Source organism: Gillisia hiemivivida (assembly GCF_007997295.1).
Lineage (GTDB): Bacteria > Bacteroidota > Bacteroidia > Flavobacteriales > Flavobacteriaceae > Gillisia > Gillisia hiemivivida.
The window spans coordinates 475,170-497,091 of record NZ_VORY01000001.1; the positions used below are offsets into that span (position 1 = coordinate 475,170).

Annotated in this window: 13 protein-coding genes; 6 read left to right on the forward strand and 7 right to left on the reverse strand. The window is 36.3% G+C overall.

Translation table 11 applies throughout. The annotated features are described in order from the left end of the window. From ES724_RS02055 to ES724_RS02075, 5 genes are read left to right on the forward strand one after another with little or no spacing between them, the layout of a single operon-like run. Positions 1-5,820: an ATP-binding protein gene (locus ES724_RS02055; RefSeq protein ID WP_146928858.1), complete on the forward strand. Its 5,820-nt coding sequence runs from the start codon at positions 1-3 to the stop codon at positions 5,818-5,820. A 32-nt stretch (positions 5,821-5,852) separates the two neighbouring features. Next, entirely contained in the window at positions 5,853-9,476 is a 3,624-nt protein-coding gene (locus tag ES724_RS02060; protein ID WP_146928861.1) for a sensor histidine kinase, read from the forward strand. A 3-nt stretch (positions 9,477-9,479) separates the two neighbouring features. Further along, positions 9,480-9,854: a response regulator gene (locus tag ES724_RS02065; protein ID WP_146928864.1), complete on the forward strand. Its 375-nt coding sequence runs from the start codon at positions 9,480-9,482 to the stop codon at positions 9,852-9,854. Continuing rightward, positions 9,854-10,894, forward strand: a complete 1,041-nt coding sequence (locus ES724_RS02070; protein ID WP_146928867.1) for a response regulator — start codon at positions 9,854-9,856, stop codon at positions 10,892-10,894. Before ES724_RS02065 ends, ES724_RS02070 begins: the two co-directional genes overlap by 1 nt. A gap of 42 nt (positions 10,895-10,936) precedes the next feature. Next, on the forward strand, positions 10,937-11,521 hold the full coding sequence (locus ES724_RS02075; protein ID WP_146928870.1) for a Pycsar system effector family protein: 585 nt from the start codon (positions 10,937-10,939) through the stop codon (positions 11,519-11,521). Between the two features lie 147 nt (positions 11,522-11,668). Here the strand turns inward: ES724_RS02075 and ES724_RS02080 are convergent, their stop codons facing one another. Next, positions 11,669-12,232 (reverse strand): nuclear transport factor 2 family protein, encoded by a 564-nt coding sequence (locus ES724_RS02080; RefSeq protein WP_146928873.1) that lies wholly within the window; start codon positions 12,230-12,232, stop codon positions 11,669-11,671. Positions 12,233-12,263: 31 nt separating this feature from the next. Further along, positions 12,264-12,872: a hypothetical protein gene (locus ES724_RS02085; RefSeq protein ID WP_146928876.1), complete on the reverse strand. Its 609-nt coding sequence runs from the start codon at positions 12,870-12,872 to the stop codon at positions 12,264-12,266. Between the two features lie 147 nt (positions 12,873-13,019). Between ES724_RS02085 and ES724_RS02090 the strand changes: the two genes are divergently transcribed. Then, a complete protein-coding gene (locus ES724_RS02090) occupies positions 13,020-13,982 on the forward strand; it encodes an NAD-dependent epimerase/dehydratase family protein (RefSeq protein ID WP_146928993.1) in 963 nt (320 codons plus the stop codon). Positions 13,983-14,047: 65 nt separating this feature from the next. Here the strand turns inward: ES724_RS02090 and ES724_RS02095 are convergent, their stop codons facing one another. From ES724_RS02095 to ES724_RS02115, 5 genes are all read right to left on the reverse strand, one after another. Continuing rightward, entirely contained in the window at positions 14,048-14,245 is a 198-nt protein-coding gene (locus tag ES724_RS02095) for a cold-shock protein (protein ID WP_026837247.1), read from the reverse strand. Positions 14,246-14,344: 99 nt separating this feature from the next. Continuing rightward, on the reverse strand, positions 14,345-14,584 hold the full coding sequence (locus ES724_RS02100; RefSeq protein WP_146928879.1) for a hypothetical protein: 240 nt from the start codon (positions 14,582-14,584) through the stop codon (positions 14,345-14,347). 3 nt (positions 14,585-14,587) lie between these two features. Next, complete coding sequence (locus ES724_RS02105; RefSeq protein WP_146928882.1) at positions 14,588-16,378, reverse strand: chloride channel protein; 1,791 nt, start codon at positions 16,376-16,378, stop codon at positions 14,588-14,590. A 132-nt stretch (positions 16,379-16,510) separates the two neighbouring features. Further along, positions 16,511-18,259, reverse strand: coding sequence for an aspartate--tRNA ligase (gene aspS, locus ES724_RS02110; protein ID WP_146928884.1), 1,749 nt, complete (start codon positions 18,257-18,259; stop codon positions 16,511-16,513). 162 nt (positions 18,260-18,421) lie between these two features. After that, positions 18,422-21,913, reverse strand: coding sequence for an efflux RND transporter permease subunit (locus ES724_RS02115; protein WP_146928887.1), 3,492 nt, complete (start codon positions 21,911-21,913; stop codon positions 18,422-18,424). Positions 21,914-21,922 lie beyond the last annotated feature (9 nt).

Below are 21,922 nucleotides of genomic sequence, written 5' to 3' on the forward strand. Positions count from 1 at the left end.
ATGAAACTCACCAAAAAAATAGAAACAGAAGTTCTGAAAGTGTATGACACTTGGCTGCACAGTTACTTAAATGGTGATGTAGAAACTTACGATTTTTATTTTGATGACGATTATCACTTTATTGGCTCTACCAAGAACGAAGAGTTTTTAAACCGAAAAGGCACCACTAATTTCTTTAAAGCGACTGCAAACCAGTTAGCTGGAAAAACCCAACTAAGAAATGAAACCAAAATAATTGAGAAGTTTGAAGAGCTTGTGTTTATTACTCATTTGTTTGATGCTTGGTTTTTAAATGGAGCAGACTGGTCTTATTATGGACGATTTCGATTTACAAATGCATTAAAAAACAACAAAGAAGGTTGGCGATTTATCTATCAACATTTCTCTACAACAGACAGTAAAGCACAAGAAGGAGAAACCATAGGCTTTGACCAAATAAGTGCTGAAAATCTTCAACTAAGACAAGCTGTAAAAAGGCGAACCACAGAACTAGAGCAAAAAAATCGAGAATTAGAGGTTGAAACAGCATTGGAGCGGGTGAGAGCGGTTGCAATGAGTATGTATACTAGTAAAGGCATTACTAATTCTGTTAACGCTGTGTTCAAGGAATTGGAGAAATTGGGATTGGATACTATTCGTTGCGGAATTGGCATATTCGATGATGAAACCAACAAGGTAAACGTATGGACAGCTTCATCTGATGAATCCGAAAAAATCGCTAATTTATCTGGAGATGAGAATTTAGAAGGACATCCGCTCTTGGAGCTAATTTATGATCATTGGCTACTTCAAAAGGATTTATCTTATATATTAAAAGACAAGGATCTTATAGATTACTATAAGAAAACTTCAAAATCAAACTTTCCCGTTGAAGCTCCAGATTTAAATAAAAACATAGAAACTCAGTATTATCATTGTACGATGTTCCCCGCCGGCGGTCTTTTTGCATTTAGGGAGACAGGATTTTCTGAAGAAGTTAAATACTTGATGAAGCGTTTTTCTGAGGTTTTTCATCTCTCATTTATTCGCCATCAAGATCTCAAAAAAGCAGAAATACAGGTAAGAGAAACAAATATTGAATTGGCATTAGAAAGGGTTCGTGCAAGAACCATGAGTATGCAAAGAAGTGATGAGTTAACGGATACTTCTATGCTCCTATTTCAACAAATTGAAGAATTAGGGATAAATTCCTTTGCCTGTGGTTTTAATATCTGGGACGATGATAAAAAAGCTGCTACTGCGTGGATGGCAAGTAAAGATAGACTTCAACCTCCATTTAAAACGAATTCTTCTGAGGACGTTTATGTTCTTTTTCACGAAGCAGAAAAAAGAGGCGAATCTTTATTTATTCTTGAACAGAAAGGTAAAGAACTAGAAGAACATTATAAGTATTTGGTAACTATTCCAGAAGTAAAGAAATTAAGTGAAGCTGGTCTTTCTTTCCCTACTTTTCAAATTATTCATTGTGCCTATTTTTCGAAGGGTTACCTCATGTTTATTACTTTAGAACCTGTTCCAGATGCGCATGACATATTCAAACGATTCGCGAGAGTTTTTGAACAAACCTACACCCGTTTTCTCGACCTTCAAAAAGTAGAAGCACAAGCAAGGGAAGCAAAGATAGAAGCTGCCCTAGAGAGAGTTAGAGCAAAGGGTATGGAAATGCGTAATACATTTGAACTTCAGGAGGTTGTGAACACACTTGCTCAGCAATTCCATAGCATGAAAATGGATATAACTGGAGTTTTTATAGCCATTGCTAATCAAGAAATTGATAAAGAATTCACATTTTGGGGATCTTCAGGCGTAGCTGAAACTTATCTAAAAAAAGCAACAATTCCTTTTCTAGATCGGCCTATTTATACTGTTTTGGCAAAAGCGATTAAAACAAACAAGGGATTTTTTACTGAAGAATACACAAGAGAGGAAAAAATAGAATTCTTTAAACACATGTTTAAACATCCTCCGTTCAATTCATCTACTTCTGAATGGAAAGAGCAGGTATTGACTCGTGAAGGTGATTATACTAGATCTGTTTTTGTATCTCATTACACAACAATATTTGTCGTTAACCATAACGGGAGAAAATTATCTGATTCGGATAATGAAATTTTGAAGCGCTTCGGAAAAATTTTTGAACAGAGTTATATAAGATTTCTCGATCTTCAAAAAGCAGAAGCACAGGCAAGAGAAGCACATATTGAAACTGCTTTGGAAAAAGTGCGAAGTCGTTCCATGGGAATGCAAGAAAGTGAAGAGCTTAAAGAGGTCATCCAGGTTGTCTATGATCAATTCGTTACATTAAATATTTACATTGAGCATACAGGTTTTATTTTGGATTATAAGGAAAGGGAGGATATGCATATTTGGCTCGCCGATCTGCACGAGGTCCCTACCGAGGTAAGCTTTCCTTATTTTGATACTGCCCATTGGAATAGTTTTATTGAAGCTAAAGAAAAAGGAATGGATTTCTTTGTCAATCATTTAACTTTTGAAGAAAAAAATAAATTTTATAATCAACTTTTTAAGCTTATTCCTGGTGTGCCAAAGGAAACAATCAACTATTATCTCAGTTGTCCAGGCCTTGCGATTTCAACTGTTTTATTGGACAATATTGGCCTATATATCGAGAACTTTAAGGGTATTCCTTATACAGATGAAGAAAACAGCATTCTCATGCGCTTTGGAAAGGTGTTCCAACAAACCTACACACGGTTCCTAGATCTTCAAAAAGCAGAGGAACAAGCCAGAGAAGCTCAGATAGAAGTTGCCTTGGAGAGAGTTAGGGCCAAAGCAATGGCCATGCACAGCAGTAAGGATATATCGGGGGCAACAGTTGTTGTTTTTAATGAATTGGGCAAATTGGGAATAGATTTTGAGCGATGTGGGATCGCTATTTTTAACGATACCCCTGTAATAGAAGTCTGGTCAACCCCGCTATTGCACAATTCTACCGAGGTTGTTGATATTGTCGCAGGCAATCTGAATACTGATATTCATCCTCTATTAAAAGGAAGTTATAAAGCATGGTCAGGTAAAAAAAAATATTATTCTTATGAACTTAAAGGGAAGGAATTAAAAAAATATTATGCCCTGTTGGAGAAAGCACCCGACTACCGTTTCCCAAAAATTGAAAACTATCCGGAAACTCAAATTATCAATAGCTTCTATTTTAATGAAGGCGCAATTTTTATTTATCGAAGACAGGCCTTATCAGAAGAAACAAAACAGATTCTATACCGCTTTACCAGTGTTTTTTCACTTACTTATAGACGTTATCTAGATATTATAAGAGCAGAAGCACAGGCAAGGGAAGCTGAAATTGAACTGGCTTTGGAACGAGTGAGGGCAAGAACTATGGCTATGCAGCATAGTGACGAATTGCAAGAAGCTTCATTCTTATTGGATCAACAGGTAAGAGGTTTAGGTATTAAAACTTGGGGTTGCGCCTTCAATATTTACGGAGAAAAAGAATCTACCGAATGGTTTGGGAATGAAGCTGGTGTTCTTCCCAAATATAAGGTTCCTAGGACCGGAATATTCAAGGAATATTATCAAAAAGGTCAGAAAGGTGAGTCACTAATTATAAAGGAGTTTTCAGGTGAAGCATGTGTGGCTCATTATGAATATATGAGCTCACTTCCTATTATAGGCGATGTGCTAAAAAAATTAAAGGAAACAAATAATGGTTTCCCAACGTATCAAATTGATCATATAGTTTATTTTAAATATGGATACCTTCTATTTATTACCAGAGAACCAGCACCAGATGCGCATGACATATTCAAACGATTTGCAAAAGTTTTCGAACAAACCTACACACGTTTTCTCGATCTCCAAAAAGCAGAAGCGCAAACAAGGGAATCACAAATAGAAGCCGCATTGGAACGTGTGCGTAGCAGGACATTGGCGATGCAATCGAGTGGGGAATTGGCGGAAACCGCAGTCGTGGTATTCAAACAACTAATAGATTTAGGTATTGAACCCAACCGCTTATATATTGGAATTGTTAAAGAAGACAATGGCCTTATAGAAATGTGGGCTACCGATGAAGATGCAACTGAAATAGGCAGCAAAGTTGATTTTGACATCACCAAGAATAAATCTATTTCTAAAATATTTGATGGCTGGAAAAAGCAACAAAAATCACTGAACCTTACTATGGAAGGAAAGGAACTTCAAACTTATTTGAAATACATTTATGAAGAGCTAGGGATTATAGTACAAAAAGGTCTTTCTCAAAAAAAACGATTTCAAACAATAGCATATTTTTCAAAAGGATTTATTGGAATTGCAGCTCCTGAAGAACAGCCTGAATCGACCACAGATTTATTGGAACGTTTTGCATCAGTTTTCAATTTGACATATACCCGTTTTAACGATTTGCAAATCTCAGAAGCACAAATCAGGGAAGCCAAGATAGAAATTGCCTTAGAAAGAGTTCGTTCCCGAACCATGGGGATGCAAAAATCTGATGAGTTGGCTGAAACTTCAGCTGTGCTTTTTCAGCAAATAAAAGAAATCGCTACCGAAACCTGGAGTTGTGGTTTTTGTATCTGGCAAGAAAACGATGAAGTGGAGTTATGGATGGGAGCAGATTCTGGTGGCTTATTACCGCCTATGCTCATTCCGTACAAAAAGGAACCTACCCACAAAGATATTTATGAAGCTTCACTAAGAAAAGAACCAGCATATAATAAAGTATGGAATGGAAAGGAGCTAAAGGAACATTACGCTTTCTTAAGAACAATTCCTTCCGTAGCAAAAGCAATTAAGATCATGAAGGATTCTGGTCTTACCTTACCGGATCAACAATGTTATTATGTTGGCTTCTTTAAACACGGGTATCTGTTATTGATTACGAAAGAGCCCAACGATGATTTAATTGAGCTAAGTACCCGTTTTACAAAGGTATTTGATCTTACCTACACCCGTTTCTTAGACCTTCAGTTAAAAGAAAAGCAATCGATTGAGTTGTTAGCCGAAAAGAAACGTCTTGAAGTGACCCTAACCGATTTACAGGCGACCCAAAAACAATTAATACAATCCGAAAAAATGGCGAGTCTTGGAGAGCTCACTGCTGGTATTGCCCACGAGATCCAGAATCCACTCAACTTTGTAAATAATTTCAGCGAAGTGAGTCAGGAATTAATTGACGAACTCAAAGAAGAGCTGGAACTTGGCCACATGGATGGTGTAAAAGATATTTTGAATGATGTTATCCACAATCTTCAAAAGATAGCCCATCATGGTAAACGCGCCGATGGCATTGTTAAAGGGATGTTGCAACATAGCCGAAAAAGTAGCGCCGTAAAAGAAGCAACAGATATCAATACCTTATGTGATGAGTTTTTACGCCTTTCCTATCATGGATTGCGTGCCAAGGATAAATCGTTCAATGCAACTCTGGTAACAGATTTTGATGAAAACTTACCAAAAGTAAACATCTTTCCGCAAGAATTGGGACGTGTAATATTAAACCTGTTGACCAATGCATTCTATGCGGTAAATGAGAAAAAACAATTAAATATAACAGGCTACAATCCTAAGGTATCTATTGGAACAAAAGATAATAATGGTAGCGTTGAAATAAAAGTATCAGACAATGGTAATGGCATCCCAAAACATGTTTTGGAAAAAATATACCAGCCTTTTTTCACAACCAAACCGACAGGTCAAGGAACTGGATTGGGTTTGAGTATGAGCTATGATATTATTACAAAAGGCCACGGAGGCTCCTTGAAAGTTTTAACAGAAAATGGCAAGGGTACTGAATTTATTATTGAATTACCACTAAAGCAAACTGTAAAAATGTATTAAAAAAAAATGAAAAATTCTAGGAGATAAAAAAGATGAAAGGAATAAAAAAAATAAAACAATTTATTTTGCAATGTCTTATGGCAGTGTTTATTATTTCCTGCAATCAAAATCATGAAAAAGTTCAGCACAGCATTTTTGAAAAACAAGACAGCATTTCGCCACCTGCGGTCATCCCAGCAGGAAAACCCATTATCAATTACCTCACAGAAACGGAACCACCCAAAATCACCTTGCTTTCTAAAAAACCCGCACCCGTAAAAACCAATGCTGGATTTTATGTGAACATGCAAAACTTTAATACACAGCAAGGACTGGCAATGAGCAGTATCCTCTCTGGATTCAAGGATAAAGCTGGGAATCTTTGGTTTGGCACATCGGGCAATGGGGTGAGCAAATATGACGGTAAATCTTTTACTAATTATACATCTTCACATGGGTTAATACACAACCTCATCAACCATATAACCGAAGACAGCAAAGGAAATATCTGGTTTGGCACCTACGGGGGAATAAGCAAATACGATGGTGTCACTTTTCAAAATTTCACAACCGAGGATGGCATTCCGGATGTTGATGTTTTAAAAATAATGGAAGATAGCAAAGGCACCCTTTGGATTGGAACGGCAAAAGGATTGTGCAGCTTCACGCAAAACAGAACTGACGGGAAGTTGCTTTTAACAAGCCACAACCAAGAAGATGTTTTATTAAATGCTTCCGTAATCGACATTCTTGAGGACAGCCAAGGTCAACTCTGGTTTGCCGGCGATCAGGGGGTATGGAAATACATTCCAGCAACCAGTGCAAAAGAACAAGGAACGTTCATGAATTTTTCAGATAAATTCGGCATAGAGGATAAGGTTGCTACTGTTCTTATGGAAGATCACGCCGGCATAATTTGGGTGGGCACCTATGGCGCGGTTGGTAGATATGCCCCGGCAAAATCAGGTTTTTTAGAAAAAACATTCAAACCGCTAACAGTTTCGGATGGTTTGGTTAATAATGCTGTTATGATCATTACAATAGATAAGCAAGATATGGTTTGGATAGGCACAAAGGGAGGTGTTTCCAAATACGATAAAAACAGCGAATCATTTATAAATTTCACAGTTGAACAAGGTCTCACCTTCAACCAAGTAAACAGCATAACCGAAGATAGTTCCGGAAGTCTTTGGTTTGGTACTTACGGGGGTGGATTAGATAGGTACGATGGGGAAAGCGTCATTGAATATAACACAAAACAAGGGCTTATTGGAGATGCCATCTATGCCACCACTGAGGATAATGAAGGCAATATATGGCTAGCCCCTTCCAATGCAGGGATCGTAAAATACGAACAAAATGGAAATTCAGCTTATAGCGGCATCTTCACAACTTATTCCAAAGAACAGGGCCTTTTGGCTAATACTCATTACACTGCGACGAAAGACAATGATGGCAACCTGTATTTTGGAAGCAATGAAGGTCTTAGTATAATCAATGGGAAAGAAATCACTAATTATACCAACAAAAATGGCTTACCAGATCATTTTATCACTGCTTTATATATGGATAAAACAGGCAAACTTTGGATAGGAACCTATGAAGGTGGGATTAGCGTGTTCGATGGTAAATCCTTTAGTAATTCCTCTACGGAACAAGGCCTTGTCCATAAAACCGTATGGTACTTCTTGGAAGATAAAGACGGAATTATGTGGATCGCTACTCGAGGAGGATTAAGTAGATACGATGGCAAAAATTTTATGAATTTCACTACAGAACAAGGCCTGCCGGACAACAAACTTTCAGCGGTGATCCAGGATAAAAAGGGTAACATAATCATTGGAAGTTGGGGAGGCGGTGTATCCATCATTAAAAAAGAACGGCTTGAAAAACTGAAGCTTTCAAATGATAACCAGATTGAACCAATTTTTGAAAATTTTTCTACTACACAAGGATTGGCAAACGATGTGGTTTACCAATTTTTGGAAGACGATAATGGTAATATAGTAATAGGCACCAACAAAGGATTTACAATACTAAAGGGAGGCATAGCTTCAGAAGTAGGAAAAATAGCGCAGAATGGCTTTGAAAACTATAACGAAAAAACAGGATACCCTATAAAAGACATTAGCAACAACCAAAGCATGCATATAGGTGGACGTGGCAATATTTGGGCAGGTACTGTTGATAAACTTGTACGTTTTGATTACAACAGTGTTCGCAAAAACACAGAACCATTAGAGGTGTTTATTCAAAATGTCAAAATAAACAACGATAATATAAGTTGGCGTAGCCTTGAGTGGGCTAGAAAAAAAGATACCCCGGTAAAATTGAAGAACGCCAATACACCTTCACATGTTACCGACGAATTACTCACTTTTAAAAGAAAGCTCACATCCAGAGCAATGGACACTATGGTTCATAACTATCGGAATGTGCACTTTGACAGTCTTCAAGCGTTTTTCTCAATCCCAATAAATTTGGAACTGCCCTATTCTAAAAACAACATCAGCTTCGATTTTGTTGGTGTGGAAACCACAAGGCCAGAATTGGTAAATTATCAATATATGTTGGAAGGGTATAACGAAAACTGGAACCCTATAACGCAGTCTAGCACAGCCACTTTCGGCAATATTAACGAAGGCAATTACACCTTTTTTGTAAAAGCCCAAAGCCCTGTAGGAGTGTGGAGCGAACCTTTGGAATATCAGTTTACAATTAGACCTCCGTGGTATCGTGCATGGTATGCTTACTTTTTTTATGTTTTACTGTTGTTTTTGGGAATATATTATGTTGATGCTTTTCAGCGTCGCCGAGTATTGTTTTTGGAGCGCCAAAAGGGAATTAGACAGGAGCTAAAACACGCCAGGGAAATTGAGAAAGCTTTTGCAGAGCTAAAGGCAACTCAATCGTTGCTAATCCAATCTGAAAAAATGGCGTCTTTGGGAGAACTTACGGCAGGAATAGCACACGAAATACAAAACCCATTAAATTTTGTGAATAATTTTTCTGAAGTAAGTAAAGAACTGTTGGATGAATTGAAAACAGAACTTGAGAAAGGCAATATCGAAGATTCCCAAGGAATAGTCCATGATGTGATTGAAAATTTACAAAAAATAAATCTTCATGGGAAACGTGCCGAGTCCATTGTAAAAGGAATGTTGCAGCATAGCCGTGTAAGTACCGGCGTACGCGAATTAGTGGATATCAATAAGTTGACCGATGAATACCTGCGACTGGCCTATCACGGGCTGAGAGCCAAGGACAAATCCTTCAACGCTTCCTTAAATACCGATTATGATGATTCTATAGGGAAAATAGAAATAGTTCCACAGGATATTGGCAGAGTAATTTTGAATTTGATCGTTAATGCTTTTTATGCCGTCAATGAAAGAAAACAACTCAATTCTCCAGATTATCAACCTACTGTTTCGGTCTGCACCAAACAGCTAAAAGATAGTGTGGAAATACACGTGGTAGATAATGGAAATGGCATGCCCCAGATTGTACTTGATAAAATATTCCAACCCTTCTTTACTACAAAACCGAGCGGTCAGGGAACGGGATTAGGCTTATCTTTAAGTTATGATATTGTAAAAGCGCATCTAGGTGATATATTAGTAAAAACGAAAGAAGGTGAAGGAACAGAATTCAGTATTAAACTACCTAAAAATTAGATTATGAAAATATTAGTAGTTGATGATGAACGCGATGTACAGGCATTATTTCAGCAACGTTTCAGAAAAGAAATAAAAAATGGCGATCTGTATTTTGACTTTGCTTTTTCGGGGGAAGAAGCACTTGCATATTTAAAACAAAACCAAAAAGAAGCCTTATTGATTCTTTCAGATATCAATATGCCTGGAATGAATGGGTTGGAGCTTCTGGAATACATTAAACAAGAATTCCAAAAACCGGTACCCATTGTGATTATGATTACTGCCTATGGAGATGACGAAAATTATAAAACTGCTCAAAGATTAGGAGCTGATGATTTTTTGACCAAACCAGTAGATTTTAAGATACTAAAAGAAAAATTAATAAAAGTTATATAATGTCAAAGATACTAGTAGTTGATGATGAGGCCGATTTGGAAACACTTATCAAGCAGAAATTCCGAAAAAAAATACGCGGTGGAGAATACCAGTTTTACTTTGCCAAAAACGGAAAAGCAGCCTTAGAAAGGCTACTGGAAGAACCTCAAATTGACATCATCTTGAGCGATATTAATATGCCGGAGATGGATGGGCTTACGCTATTGGGTAAAATTAGCGAAACAAATCCTCTTATTAAAACCGTCATTGTTTCAGCATATGGTGATATGGAAAATATTCGAACTGCCATGAACCGAGGGGCTTTTGACTTTATTACAAAGCCCATAAATTTTGAAGATCTAAGTCTAACAATAGAGAAAACGCTTAAGCATGCAACACATATAAAAGAAACTTTAAAAGCCATAAAGGAAAATAATATTCTAAAAATGTACGTAGATGAAAATGTCCTTAATTTCATGGGAAATAAAGAATATGAAACTACCATTACAGAAAATGAAACTATTGATGCAACGGTGATGTTCGTAGATATTTGTGGCTTTACTGCTATAAGTGAAAACGTACCAGCAGATACGGTAGTGGAAATCATCAATAGTTATTTTGATGAAATGGTTAAGGAAATAATTGATCAAAAAGGATATATAGATAAATTCATGGGTGATGCTATCATGGCTGTTTTTAAAGGGGAATATCATCTCGATCGAGCCATAGATGCAGCATTGGCCTTAAATCATAAGTTGGCAAATATTCCTGCCATTGGAGGCGACCTTAAATTTAAACCTAAAGTTTCTATAGGAATGAAGAGCGGCGAGATGATTTCTGGTAATATAGGTTCCGCTAGTTTAAAACGTTTGGATTATACCGTTATTGGCGACACTGTGAATACTGCATCACGCTTGCAGGATGCAGCAAAAGAAAATGAAATTATCATTTGCGAAAGTTGTTACGAAAAAGTCAAAGAATCATTTAAATGTGAAAAGGTTGGAAGCATCATGCTTAAAAATAAAGCAAAACCAATAACCATTTATAAAGTTTTAGAGTAGGAATTTTAAAGCTCGTTTCAAAATAAAGTTAAACTAGCAGTCATGGAAGAATCTGCACCTAAACAATCAACCCTGCAAGGCATACCTGAAGCTCTAACGCCAAAAAATAAATACACAGATGATCTTATAGATCATTATTGGGGGAGTATCAACTATATTTCAACACTTATAAAGGCCTCTGAATTAAAAGCAGGACTAATCCTTTCTTTTTACGGTATTTTACTAAATTTTATATTCAAGAGTATAGGAACGGTTCTTTCAGAAGTTTCCAATGCCAATTTCTTTTATGTGCTGATTGGCCTATGGTTTCTATGCACCGCAATCTCAATCTATAATTGTGTAAGATGCTTTATTCCAAAAATAGAAAGAGATTATGATAAGAATATTTTCTTTTTTGGGGATGTGATCACCAAGTTTGGAAGCATCAAGGAATTTGCTAAAACCTTTCACCAGGTTAGTGTTGATGAAGATCAACTTTTTGAACAATTGGGGGAACAAATTTATATTATCTCAAAAATTGCAGCTTGGAAATTCAGCAATGTTAAGAGAGCCATTTGGTTTTTGGCATTTGGATTATTAATTATATTTATTTCTACGGTGTATTATTTTATCCTAAGCCTGTTATAAACATTTTAAAATATTCTGTTTTACCTTAAACACGGATATTGTTTAATCTAAATTATCCAAGACAAAATTCTTGCAAAATAAGAGCTGAATTAAGCATTTACCTATTTTTTCATAAAAGCAGCTTGCTTCAATTCATTTTTATCAGTTTTAATTTACTTGGATGCCCATTTTAAGCTTGGAAATTAGTAAACTATCGGTTTGTTTCTTCATCTCCGTTACTTCTGAAACATCATCATTTGGAATAGCGATAGAAAGCACATAATGTTTCACTTTCCAAGCTCCGTCTACCTTTTCCATCACGCCAGATCCTCTGCATATTCCCATTTGTGTACTCAAAAGTTCATCAAACCAGGCTAGACTGTTATCTTTTTCTGTGTAGATGTTGCGTTCCAAAGTTGTAAAACTCCATGCTTTACCTTTGTCGAAATAAGGTTTAGAGAATTCACGAAACTCCTTATTTTGCCAGTTTTCGGTAGCATCAGTTCCTATAAAAACCCCATCTTTTGTCATTAACCCAAAATACTCATCAAAGTTCGCATTAGCTGCTGCTTTATGCCAATTCTCTAAAGCAGTATTTATTTTTTCTTTTGAATTTACTTCGGAAGCCATCTTTTCATTATCTAATTTTTCTGAAGATGTTTCATCTTTTTGAGAGTTTGTATTATTACAGGCAAAAGTTGAAATTAAAAGAAGAAGGATTAGTTTTTTCATATGTCTGAAATGGTTAAATTTTAAAATGTGTCTATAATATAGAGTCGCGTGATCTATTATTGCCTACCGTTCTTTTTCGTGATGCAGGTAATACTCTTTTTGGGGATTGCTCTTCTTCATTTTCAATTTCATCCAATTCTTCTTCAAACTCCTCTAAGGTTTTTAGGAAAAGTTCATTTATCTGAATTTTAAAATTGTTCCACTCCAGAGGCAACTCTTTAGCTGTTTTAGAAATTTTTTCAGGATCAACCTCTCTTTTTTCCGCAAGTTGCTGCAAGATCTTAGATTTGGTCACAAGTACTCCTAGTCTAGCTTTAACGGCATTGGATTGTAATCTTACTGGCACCGTTTCTTGCAATGACTTCATGATCTCTGTTATTGGAGTGGTATTAGCGATCACATCATTTAGTGTATAATTCTTTAAGTTTTCAATCTCACTTTGGGCAGTGATATAAGCCAACCACTCATTAGTGATCTCTTGAGCCTCGGGCAAAAGAATGACCTCTACTTTAGAAGCTTCTAATTTTTGAGTGAGAGCCAACTGAATATCCTTTCTGTCTGACTCATTAGAATTTTCAGTACTTTTTTGGTTACATCCAACCATTATAAATATAAATAGAATCCAAAAGGAGGTTTTCATAAGCTAATCTTGTATAGCAAAGTTAATGAAAAAGCATTGCCAAAAAAGGACGCATTAAAGATGTAGGGATTAACTCCCTTTTTTATATAGAATGTTATAGCATCATCTCTGAAATGGATATATTTGCGCAGTAAAATTTACAGAATGATTTCAGATAAAATATTAATTATTGGAGCTTCCGGTCAAATTGGAAGTGAGCTTGCATTAAGACTGCGTGAACTGCACGGAAATGAAAATGTGATTGCAAGTGATATAAAAGAAGGTAGTGAAGAGCTTATGACTAGTGGCCCATTCGAAATAATGGATGCTACAGATGGAGACGGAATTGCAAATCTTATTGAAAAATATAGTATTACAGATGTTTATTTAATGGCTGCAATGTTAAGTGCTACTGCTGAGAAAATGCCAATGAAAGCATGGAATTTAAATATGGATTCTCTATTCATAATTCTAAACCTTGCGAAGGAAAAAAAGATTAAAAAAGTGTTCTGGCCTTCCAGTATAGCTGTTTTTGGACCAAGCACTCCAAGACAAGATACTCCACAAACCACCATCATGGAACCAACCACGGTGTATGGAATTAGTAAGCAAACCGGGGAACGCTGGTGCGAGTATTTCTTCAATAAGTTTGGAGTAGATGTTAGAAGTATGAGATACCCTGGAATAATTAGTTATAAGACTTTGCCTGGCGGCGGAACAACAGATTATGCCATAGAAATATTTCATGAAGCATTAAGATCTGGAAAATATACATCATTCCTAAATGAAGAAACTGCTTTGCCAATGATGTACATGAAAGATGCTATCAAAGCAACTATAGATATCATGAATGAACCGGCAGAGAATGTTAAAGTAAGATCTTCTTATAATTTATCTGCTATGAGTTTTACTCCTAAAGAATTAGCAGAAGCGATTAAAAAGGAAATACCGGAATTTGAAATAGATTACAAGCCAGATTTTAGACAGGCAATTGCCGATTCTTGGCCAAGTAGTATAGATGATAGTGCTGCGAGAGCAGATTGGAATTGGGAACACGAATACGACCTTAAAAAGCTTACTCAAGCAATGTTAGAGGGATTAAAAGAGTCCTTTTCCTTAGAAAATAAGTAACAAAAAAACCCGTCTAAATTAATTTAGACGGGTTTTTAAACCTTCGAATTAAATATAAAAATATATTAATCGTGGATCAAACGTACTTGAGCAGCCGTTAGTCCTTTTCTTCCTTCTTCTTCAACGTACTCAACTTTGTCGCCTTCATTTAAAGACTCTCCATTAAGACCTGTAACGTGCACGAAGATGTCTCTTCCTGTATCGTCGTTAGTAATGAATCCGTAACCTTTAGACTCATTGAAAAATTTAACTGTACCTTCCATTGTAATAAAATAAAAATTAATAAAGAACAAACTTACATAATATAATTTATCATTTTTGCTCAATTAAGAATATTTTTTACCATTTTTAATTATATCCCCTTACTCCCTGCGATTACCACGCATTTTATCCATGTTTTCTTTTGTAAGGGTATAATCGCTTAATTTCTTTCCTTTCCAACGAACGTATAAGAAGATGGGCATCAGGATAAAAGCACTTGCAAGAACGGCAATTCCTATAATTCTATCCCCCAAGATCACGTCGTCATTCATTCTAAAATAAAAACCAATTCCAACGGCAATAAGAATAGAGATTGCCAGTATTTTAATTACTAATTTCATTGTTTAAACTGTTACCTCAATTAATTTCTGTCTATAAGCGGTGAGCAATTTAGATTTGGATACAAAGCCTATATACTTATCATTTTCTATTACCGGTAAATTCCAAGCATCGCTTTCCTGAAATTTCCTCATAATATCCTGCATTCCATCTTTTCTAATATCAATAATTTCCGGGGCTCGCTGCATAAGTTCCTGAACGGTAACCTTATCATATAAATCCCTGTCAAACATAATGGGCCTAATGTCATCTAATAATATAATCCCTGTAAAACGACCTTTATCATCCAATACCGGATATAAATTTCTTGAAGATTTTGTAACTCCTTTATGGATTACATCTCCCAAAGTCATATCCATCTGCAGTTTTATAAAATTTGTTTCTACAAGATTTCTAATATTCATTAAGGTAAGCACTGCTTTATCCTTGTCATGAGTCAGAAGTTCACCTTTCATTGCCAGTTCCATGGTATAAACCGAATGTGGTTGAAATTGATTGGTGATCATATAAGAAATGGTAGCAGTGATCATTAAAGGCACAAAAAGGCCATACCCACCTGTAAGTTCTGCAATCAAGAAAATGGCGGTAAGTGGTGCATGTAAAACACCCGCCATGAGGCCTGCCATACCTACTAAGGTAAAGCTACTTACCGAAATCGGGTTTTTTAAGATCCCTAAATTATTTACAATTAGCGCAAATCCATGTCCCATTGCGCTCCCCATAAAAAGCACCGGAGCAAAGATTCCTCCAACCCCGCCAGCTCCAAAAGTCAGCGAGGTTGCAATTATTTTAAAGATCACCAAGCCTGCTAAAAGTGCGATCACTATCCAGATGTTGTCAAGATAGTCGTTAAATAAATTGGTGCCCAAGGCTTTTATATAGTTTTCAGTCAATAAGTTATTTATTACGTTATAACCTTCCCCATAAAGTGGAGGAATCATATATACTAGCACTCCAAGCCCAATGCCCCCAATTAAAAGTCTTTTCAATGGAGAACCTATTTTTTTGAATAATTCATTCATTTTAAAATAGACACTGGTAAAATACATCGAAATAAAAGCAGCTAGAATTCCAAGAATAATATAGAAAGGCACTTCAGAAATAAGGAATTTATCTTGTAGCTGAAAAGGTAAAATAATGTCTGATCCAAAGAAAAAATAGGAGGTGAGTATTGCTGAAACTGATGCGATAAGTAATGGAAGCATAGAAACCAAAGTGAGATCTAAACTAAAAACTTCGATAGCAAAAATTATTGCAGCAATTGGTGCTTTAAAGATAGATGACATAGCTCCTGCAGCGGCACAACCAATTAGCAGTGTACGGTGAGTCTGATTCATCTGAAATACTCGTGCAATATTAGAGCCCAGAGAAGCTCCAGTTGCAACGGTTGGTCCTTCAAGTCCCACAGATCCCCCAAAACCTACAGTGATGGGTGCTGTTAATAAAGAGGCGTACATCTGGAAAGGTTTCATAAGGCCTTTTCGCTTGGAAATAGCATAAAGCGTAGAAGGTATCCCGTGACCAATTTTTTTGTTGAGTCCGTATTTGAGGATAAGAAGCGTTAGAGCAAGACCAATTATAGGGAAAATGAAGTAAAATGCATGATGTGCATTCGCAATTAATTTTCCTTCTAGTAATTCCTGAATAAAGTGCGTTAGGTTTTTAATCAATACGGCCCCTAATCCACTGGCCAAACCAATGAGCGCACTAAGAATCAAAATGAATTGATGTTGAGTAAGATTATTGGTCTTCCAAAGTAAAAATTTTTGAAAACCGGGTTTGGCTCGTGCGAACATCTAGGATGTTGAAATTATTGAACAGTGAGAAAATTAGTGCTAATATATTAAGTTAAAACGATTTAGGAGTTCTATTCTTTGTCAATAAAACTCCTGATTCGTTTTTGTACTTATTTTAAAATGAATTTTGCGCTATTCCGTAACTTTTAAATGCAATTCTGAAAGCTGTGCATCATCAAGTTTTGACGGAGCATCTATCATAATATCTCTTCCAGAATTGTTCTTTGGGAATGCTATATAATCTCTTATAGTTTCGTGGCCTCCTAAGATTGCAACCAGTCTGTCAAATCCAAAAGCGATCCCTCCGTGTGGGGGTGCTCCAAATTGGAAGGCATCCATTAAAAATCCGAATTGCGCTTTTGCTTCTTCTGGAGTAAAGCCTAAATAATCGAACATTTTAGCTTGAGTTTCTTTATCGTGAATACGAATAGAACCTCCACCTATTTCATTTCCATTCATCACCAGATCATAAGCATTTGCTCTTACTGTTCCAGGATCTGTTTCTAGTAATTTGATGTCTTCTGGTTTTGGAGAAGTAAACGGGTGGTGCATTGCGTGATACCTATTGGTTTCTTCATCCCATTCTAGAAGAGGGAAATCTACAACCCATAGCGGTGCAAATTCTTTAGAATCTCTCAATCCAAGTTCAGTAGCTAAATGCATTCTTAAAGCACTTAATTGTGCTCTAGTGCTATTAGCATCTCCAGACATAACTAAAATAAGGTCTCCTGCGTTCGCTCCTGTTTCTTGCGCCCAAGCTTTTAAGTCTTCTTCAGAATAGAATTTATCTACTGAAGATTTTAAAGTTCCGTCTTCATTGTATTTTGCCCAAACCATTCCGTTGGCGCCAACTTGTGGACGTTTAACCCACTCAATAAGTTTATCTATTTGTTTTCTTGTATAAGAAGCGGCTCCGGGAACTGCAATTCCAACAATAAGTTCTTGTTGATCAAAAACATTAAAACCTTTGTTCTTTGCAAGATCATTCAATTCTGCAAACTCCATCCCAAAACGAATGTCTGGTTTGTCGTTTCCATATTTCTTCATAGCATCGGCATAGGTCATTCTTGGGAATTCACCTATTTCAACACCTTTAATTTCTTTAAGTAAATGACGAGTTAATCCTTCGAAGATATTCAAGATATCTTCCTGCTCCACAAATGCCATTTCACAATCTATTTGTGTGAATTCCGGTTGTCTATCTGCTCTAAGATCTTCATCTCTAAAACATTTTACGATCTGGAAATATTTGTCCATTCCACCAACCATAAGCAATTGCTTAAAGGTTTGCGGAGATTGTGGTAAAGCATAAAATTGTCCTCCGTTCATTCTACTTGGTACTACAAAATCACGAGCTCCTTCTGGAGTAGATTTTATAAGATATGGAGTTTCCACTTCAATAAAACCTTCCTCAGAAAGGTAATTTCTCACCTTCATTCCTACTTTATGTCGGAACATTAGATTTTCTTTTACTGGATTTCTACGGATGTCCAGATAGCGATATTTCATTCGAAGCTCTTCTCCACCATCGGTTTCATTTTCAATAGTAAAAGGAGGTGTTAAAGAAGGATTCAATATTTTAAGTTCAGCAACCAAAATTTCAATATCTCCAGTTGGAAGTTGCGGGTTCTTAGATTCACGTTCGATCACTTTTCCGGTAACTTGGATCACAAATTCACGACCTAATTGAGCTGCTTTTTCCATCATTTCTGAAGAAGTGCGCTCCTCATCAAAGATAAGTTGTGTCATCCCATAGCGATCTCTAAGATCTACCCAGATCATAAAACCTTTATTTCGGGTCTTTTGAACCCAACCAGATAGCGTAACCTCATTATTGATATGAGTTTCTCTTAATTCTCCACAAGTATGACTTCTATACATAACGCACTATTGAATTTTGGTTTGCAAAAGTAAGAAGATATGGTGGTTTCTTTTTGGATTTAAGTGTAAAATTAGCAGTGTTTAAAATTTGTGGGGATTCTTTTAAAAACTAAAAACCCGAAACTCTTGGTCTCGGGTTTTTAAAATTATTTATTTTATTAATTAAGTTGTGGCAAGTTCTTCTTTTTCTCGCGCTTTTCTTTCAGCCCGTTGTTTTCTTTTATCTGAAAATCTAACTTTAGCTCTATTTACCAGATAGAACATTACAGGAACTACAATAAGGGTTAAGAAAGTGGCGAAAATAAGTCCGAAGATTACTGTCCATGCCAATGGCCCCCAGAAAATCACGTTGTCCCCACCTATATATATTGCCGGATCATAATCTGTAAATAAGCCAAAGAAATCTATGTTGAATCCAACTGCTAATGGAATAAGTCCTAGAACAGTTGTAATTGCTGTTAACAATACTGGGCGTAAACGAGACTTACCACCAGCAACGATTAAATTGAAATATTGTTCTCTCGTTAATAGTTCGTCTTCCTCCACTTCAAGTTCCAGTTTTCTTCTATCTATTAAAATTTGGGTGTAATCTATTAATACAATAGCGTTGTTTACTACAATACCTGCGAGAGATATTATTCCCATCATCGTCATGATAACCACAAAATCCATTTGGAAAACTACTAAACCTATAAATACCCCAGCTAAACTTAGTATAATAGCCATTAAGATGATTATTGGTTTAGATATAGAGTTAAATTGTCCTACCAGAATTAATAATATTCCTCCCATGGCATAGAATAAAGCCATTAAAAGGAAATTCATATTTTCTTCTTGCTTCTCTTGTTCTCCTGTGAAAGCATAAGTGATCTCTGGTGGAGTTTCATAACCTTCTAATTCCGATTTTAACTCTCCAACAAGTTCTGTAGGATTATAACCTCCTAAGACGTTAGAGTAAACTGTAATTACGCGTTTTAAATCTCTACGTTTTATAGAACTAAATGAAGCGGTATTGTTTTTGGAAATTAAAGAGGAAATTGGCACCTGGATTAGGGTTCCTTGATTATTTCTAAAAGTAACCGGCTGATTGAACAAGGCACTCTCGTCATGTCTATATTTCTCTGCAAATCTCACGTTTATCTCGTAATCATCGTCCCCTTCTTTATAGGTAGATATTTCTTCCCCATAAATAGCTCTTCTTAATGTTTGGCCAACGTTTGCTGTAGAAACCCCAAGTTGTCCCGCTTTTTCACGATCAACTTTTATTTCCATTTCTGGCTTCGCTTTATTTACATCTATTTTAAGTTCTTCTATACCTGCGACGTTTAGACCTTCTATGTGTGCTCTCATCTTTTCCGCTTCTTTGAGCATCTCATCGTAGTTTTCTCCCTTCAATTCAATATTTATAGGGTATCCAGACGGAGGGCCGGCAGCATCTTTTTCAACAATTATAGAAGCTCCAGGAAATCCTTTAACGGCAGATCTTACTTCAGAAAGTACGGTGCTACTTTTCACCCCTCTTCTTAATTTAAAGTCGCGCATAGAAAGGGTGACCTTTCCTTTTTGCGGCATTTCATTAGACTGGCCTGCATCTGTTTGGGGGTTACCAGCTCCTTGACCGACTTGAGAGATAGCAGATTCTACCATATAATTGTAGCCATCCTCATCTTCATATTTTTTAATGGCATCAAAAATTCTATTTTCTACTTTCTTGGTAAGTTCGTTGGTCTTTTCTATATCTGTTCCTTCAGGATATTCAATATATGTGATTATCTGATTTGGTTCATTTTCAGGAAAGAAGAGTACCTTAGGCTGTACCAACCCAACAAGGACAAAAGATAAAATAAGTAGGATGAAAGTTCCGAAGAAGAAATAATAAGCCTTTTTTCCCCTTAGCGCGAATTTTAAAATTCCTTCATAAAAATTTTCGAGTTTTTTTAATGCTTTGAATTGAAAATAATCTACTGCACCCGCAAGGAAATATTTATAAACCCATAACATAATTGCCGCCAGAATACTTAAGTTCCCTATTCCGCGTAGCGCTCCAGAATCTGTTGCAAATCCAGCGATAAGCATTAAGACACCAATTCCTCCTATAATTAAACTCCATCTAATAAGTTTCTTTTTAGTTAAGGATTCTTCTTCAGTTTTCATGAACTTAGAAGTAAGCATAGCGTTAATAATCAATGCTACAAATAAGGAAGACCCAAGAACTACAGAAAGGGTAATAGGGAAATAGATCATGAATTTTCCAATTGTTCCTGGCCATAATCCCAATGGGAAAAAGGCTGCTAAGGTGGTTGCGGTAGAGGCAATGATGGGCCAGGCTATTTCTCCCATCCCTTGTTTTGCAGCTTTTATCCTTGGCATACCTTGGGCCATAAGAGAATAAACATTTTCTACCACTACAATTCCATTGTCTACCAGCATTCCAAGTCCCATAACCAATCCAAATAACACCATGGTGTTAAGTGTGAATCCTAAAGATGATAGGATAAAGAGTGACAGAAGCATAGAGAGCGGAATTGCAAACCCTACAAAAAGGGCATTCCTAAACCCAAGGAAAAACATTAAAACCAAGACTACCAGGATAACCCCGAATATAATATTGTTCACAAGGTCGTCTACTTGGTTTTGAGTTTTAATAGACTGGTCGTTGGTTAATGAAACATTTAATTGCTGAGGTAAATATGTGTCTTGTTCTTTTTTAATTATTTCTTTGATTTGCTCTACGGCTTCAATCATATTTTTCCCTGCACGCTTTTTTACATCAAGCATTACTACAGGTTCCCCATATTCTCTGGCGTAAGTAGTAGGTTCTTTTTCCTTAAATTTGATAGTTGCAATATCTTTTAAGAAAATTAAGCCCCCGTCTCTCTTAACGACAACATTTTCAAGCTCTTTAGGATCGTCTATTTCGCCAATGATCCTTATGTTTTTTTCTACACCATTACTGGTTATGTTACCTCCAGAAATAGTATTGTTTTCACCTCTTACTGCATTAATAATGTCATTAAAGCTTACTACAGATGCAGACATTTTGTACACATCTACAGCGATTTCAACCTCCATTTCTTCGGCACCACGAATACTAGCTTCTTTAATTTGAGGTAGTAGTTCAATTTTATCTTGAAGATATTCAGCATAATCCTTAAGCGTTTGTACTGGATAATCTCCTGTTAAATTGATGTTTAGGATGGGTTGTTCTTCAGAAATATTAAGGTCGAACACATTTGGCTCTACCTTAGCACCATTATCTAAGGTTGGCCAAGTAGTAGCAGATTTTACCTGATCTACTTTATCTTTAATAAGCTGTTTTGCAACAGGAATTTCTACATCTTCTTCAAATTCTACAATTACAATAGAATAGTCCTGAAGAGTTGTAGAACTAATTTCTTTTACTCCACCTACATTGTTAAATTCTTGTTCTAAGGGTTCGGTAATAAATTTTTCAACATCTTCTGCAGAGTTTCCAGGGTTGATGGAACTTACATAGATTTTGGTTTCAACTATTTCAGGAAAAGCCTCTCTGGGCATGCTGTAATAGGAAAAAATACCAAGAAACAGGATAATAGCAATAATAACATACACAGTCATTTTATTGTCTATGGCCCAAGAGGATATTCCAAATTCTTTAAAGGGATTTTTACTCATCTTGAATTA

Bases quoted from the DNA above. Each gene is read 5' to 3' on its own strand.
- ES724_RS02055 (WP_146928858.1), top strand. From the start codon at position 1: ATGAAACTCACCAAAAAAATAGAAACAGAAGTTCTGAAAGTGTATGAC.
- ES724_RS02060 (WP_146928861.1), top strand. From the start codon at position 5,853: ATGAAAGGAATAAAAAAAATAAAACAATTTATTTTGCAATGTCTTATG.
- ES724_RS02065 (WP_146928864.1), top strand. From the start codon at position 9,480: ATGAAAATATTAGTAGTTGATGATGAACGCGATGTACAGGCATTATTT.
- ES724_RS02070 (WP_146928867.1), top strand. From the start codon at position 9,854: ATGTCAAAGATACTAGTAGTTGATGATGAGGCCGATTTGGAAACACTT.
- ES724_RS02075 (WP_146928870.1), top strand. From the start codon at position 10,937: ATGGAAGAATCTGCACCTAAACAATCAACCCTGCAAGGCATACCTGAA.
- ES724_RS02080 (WP_146928873.1), bottom strand. From the start codon at position 12,232: ATGAAAAAACTAATCCTTCTTCTTTTAATTTCAACTTTTGCCTGTAAT.
- ES724_RS02085 (WP_146928876.1), bottom strand. From the start codon at position 12,872: ATGAAAACCTCCTTTTGGATTCTATTTATATTTATAATGGTTGGATGT.
- ES724_RS02095 (WP_026837247.1), bottom strand. From the start codon at position 14,245: ATGGAAGGTACAGTTAAATTTTTCAATGAGTCTAAAGGTTACGGATTC.
- ES724_RS02100 (WP_146928879.1), bottom strand. From the start codon at position 14,584: ATGAAATTAGTAATTAAAATACTGGCAATCTCTATTCTTATTGCCGTT.
- ES724_RS02105 (WP_146928882.1), bottom strand. From the start codon at position 16,378: ATGTTCGCACGAGCCAAACCCGGTTTTCAAAAATTTTTACTTTGGAAG.
- aspS (WP_146928884.1), bottom strand. From the start codon at position 18,259: ATGTATAGAAGTCATACTTGTGGAGAATTAAGAGAAACTCATATCAAT.
- ES724_RS02115 (WP_146928887.1), bottom strand. From the start codon at position 21,913: ATGAGTAAAAATCCCTTTAAAGAATTTGGAATATCCTCTTGGGCCATA.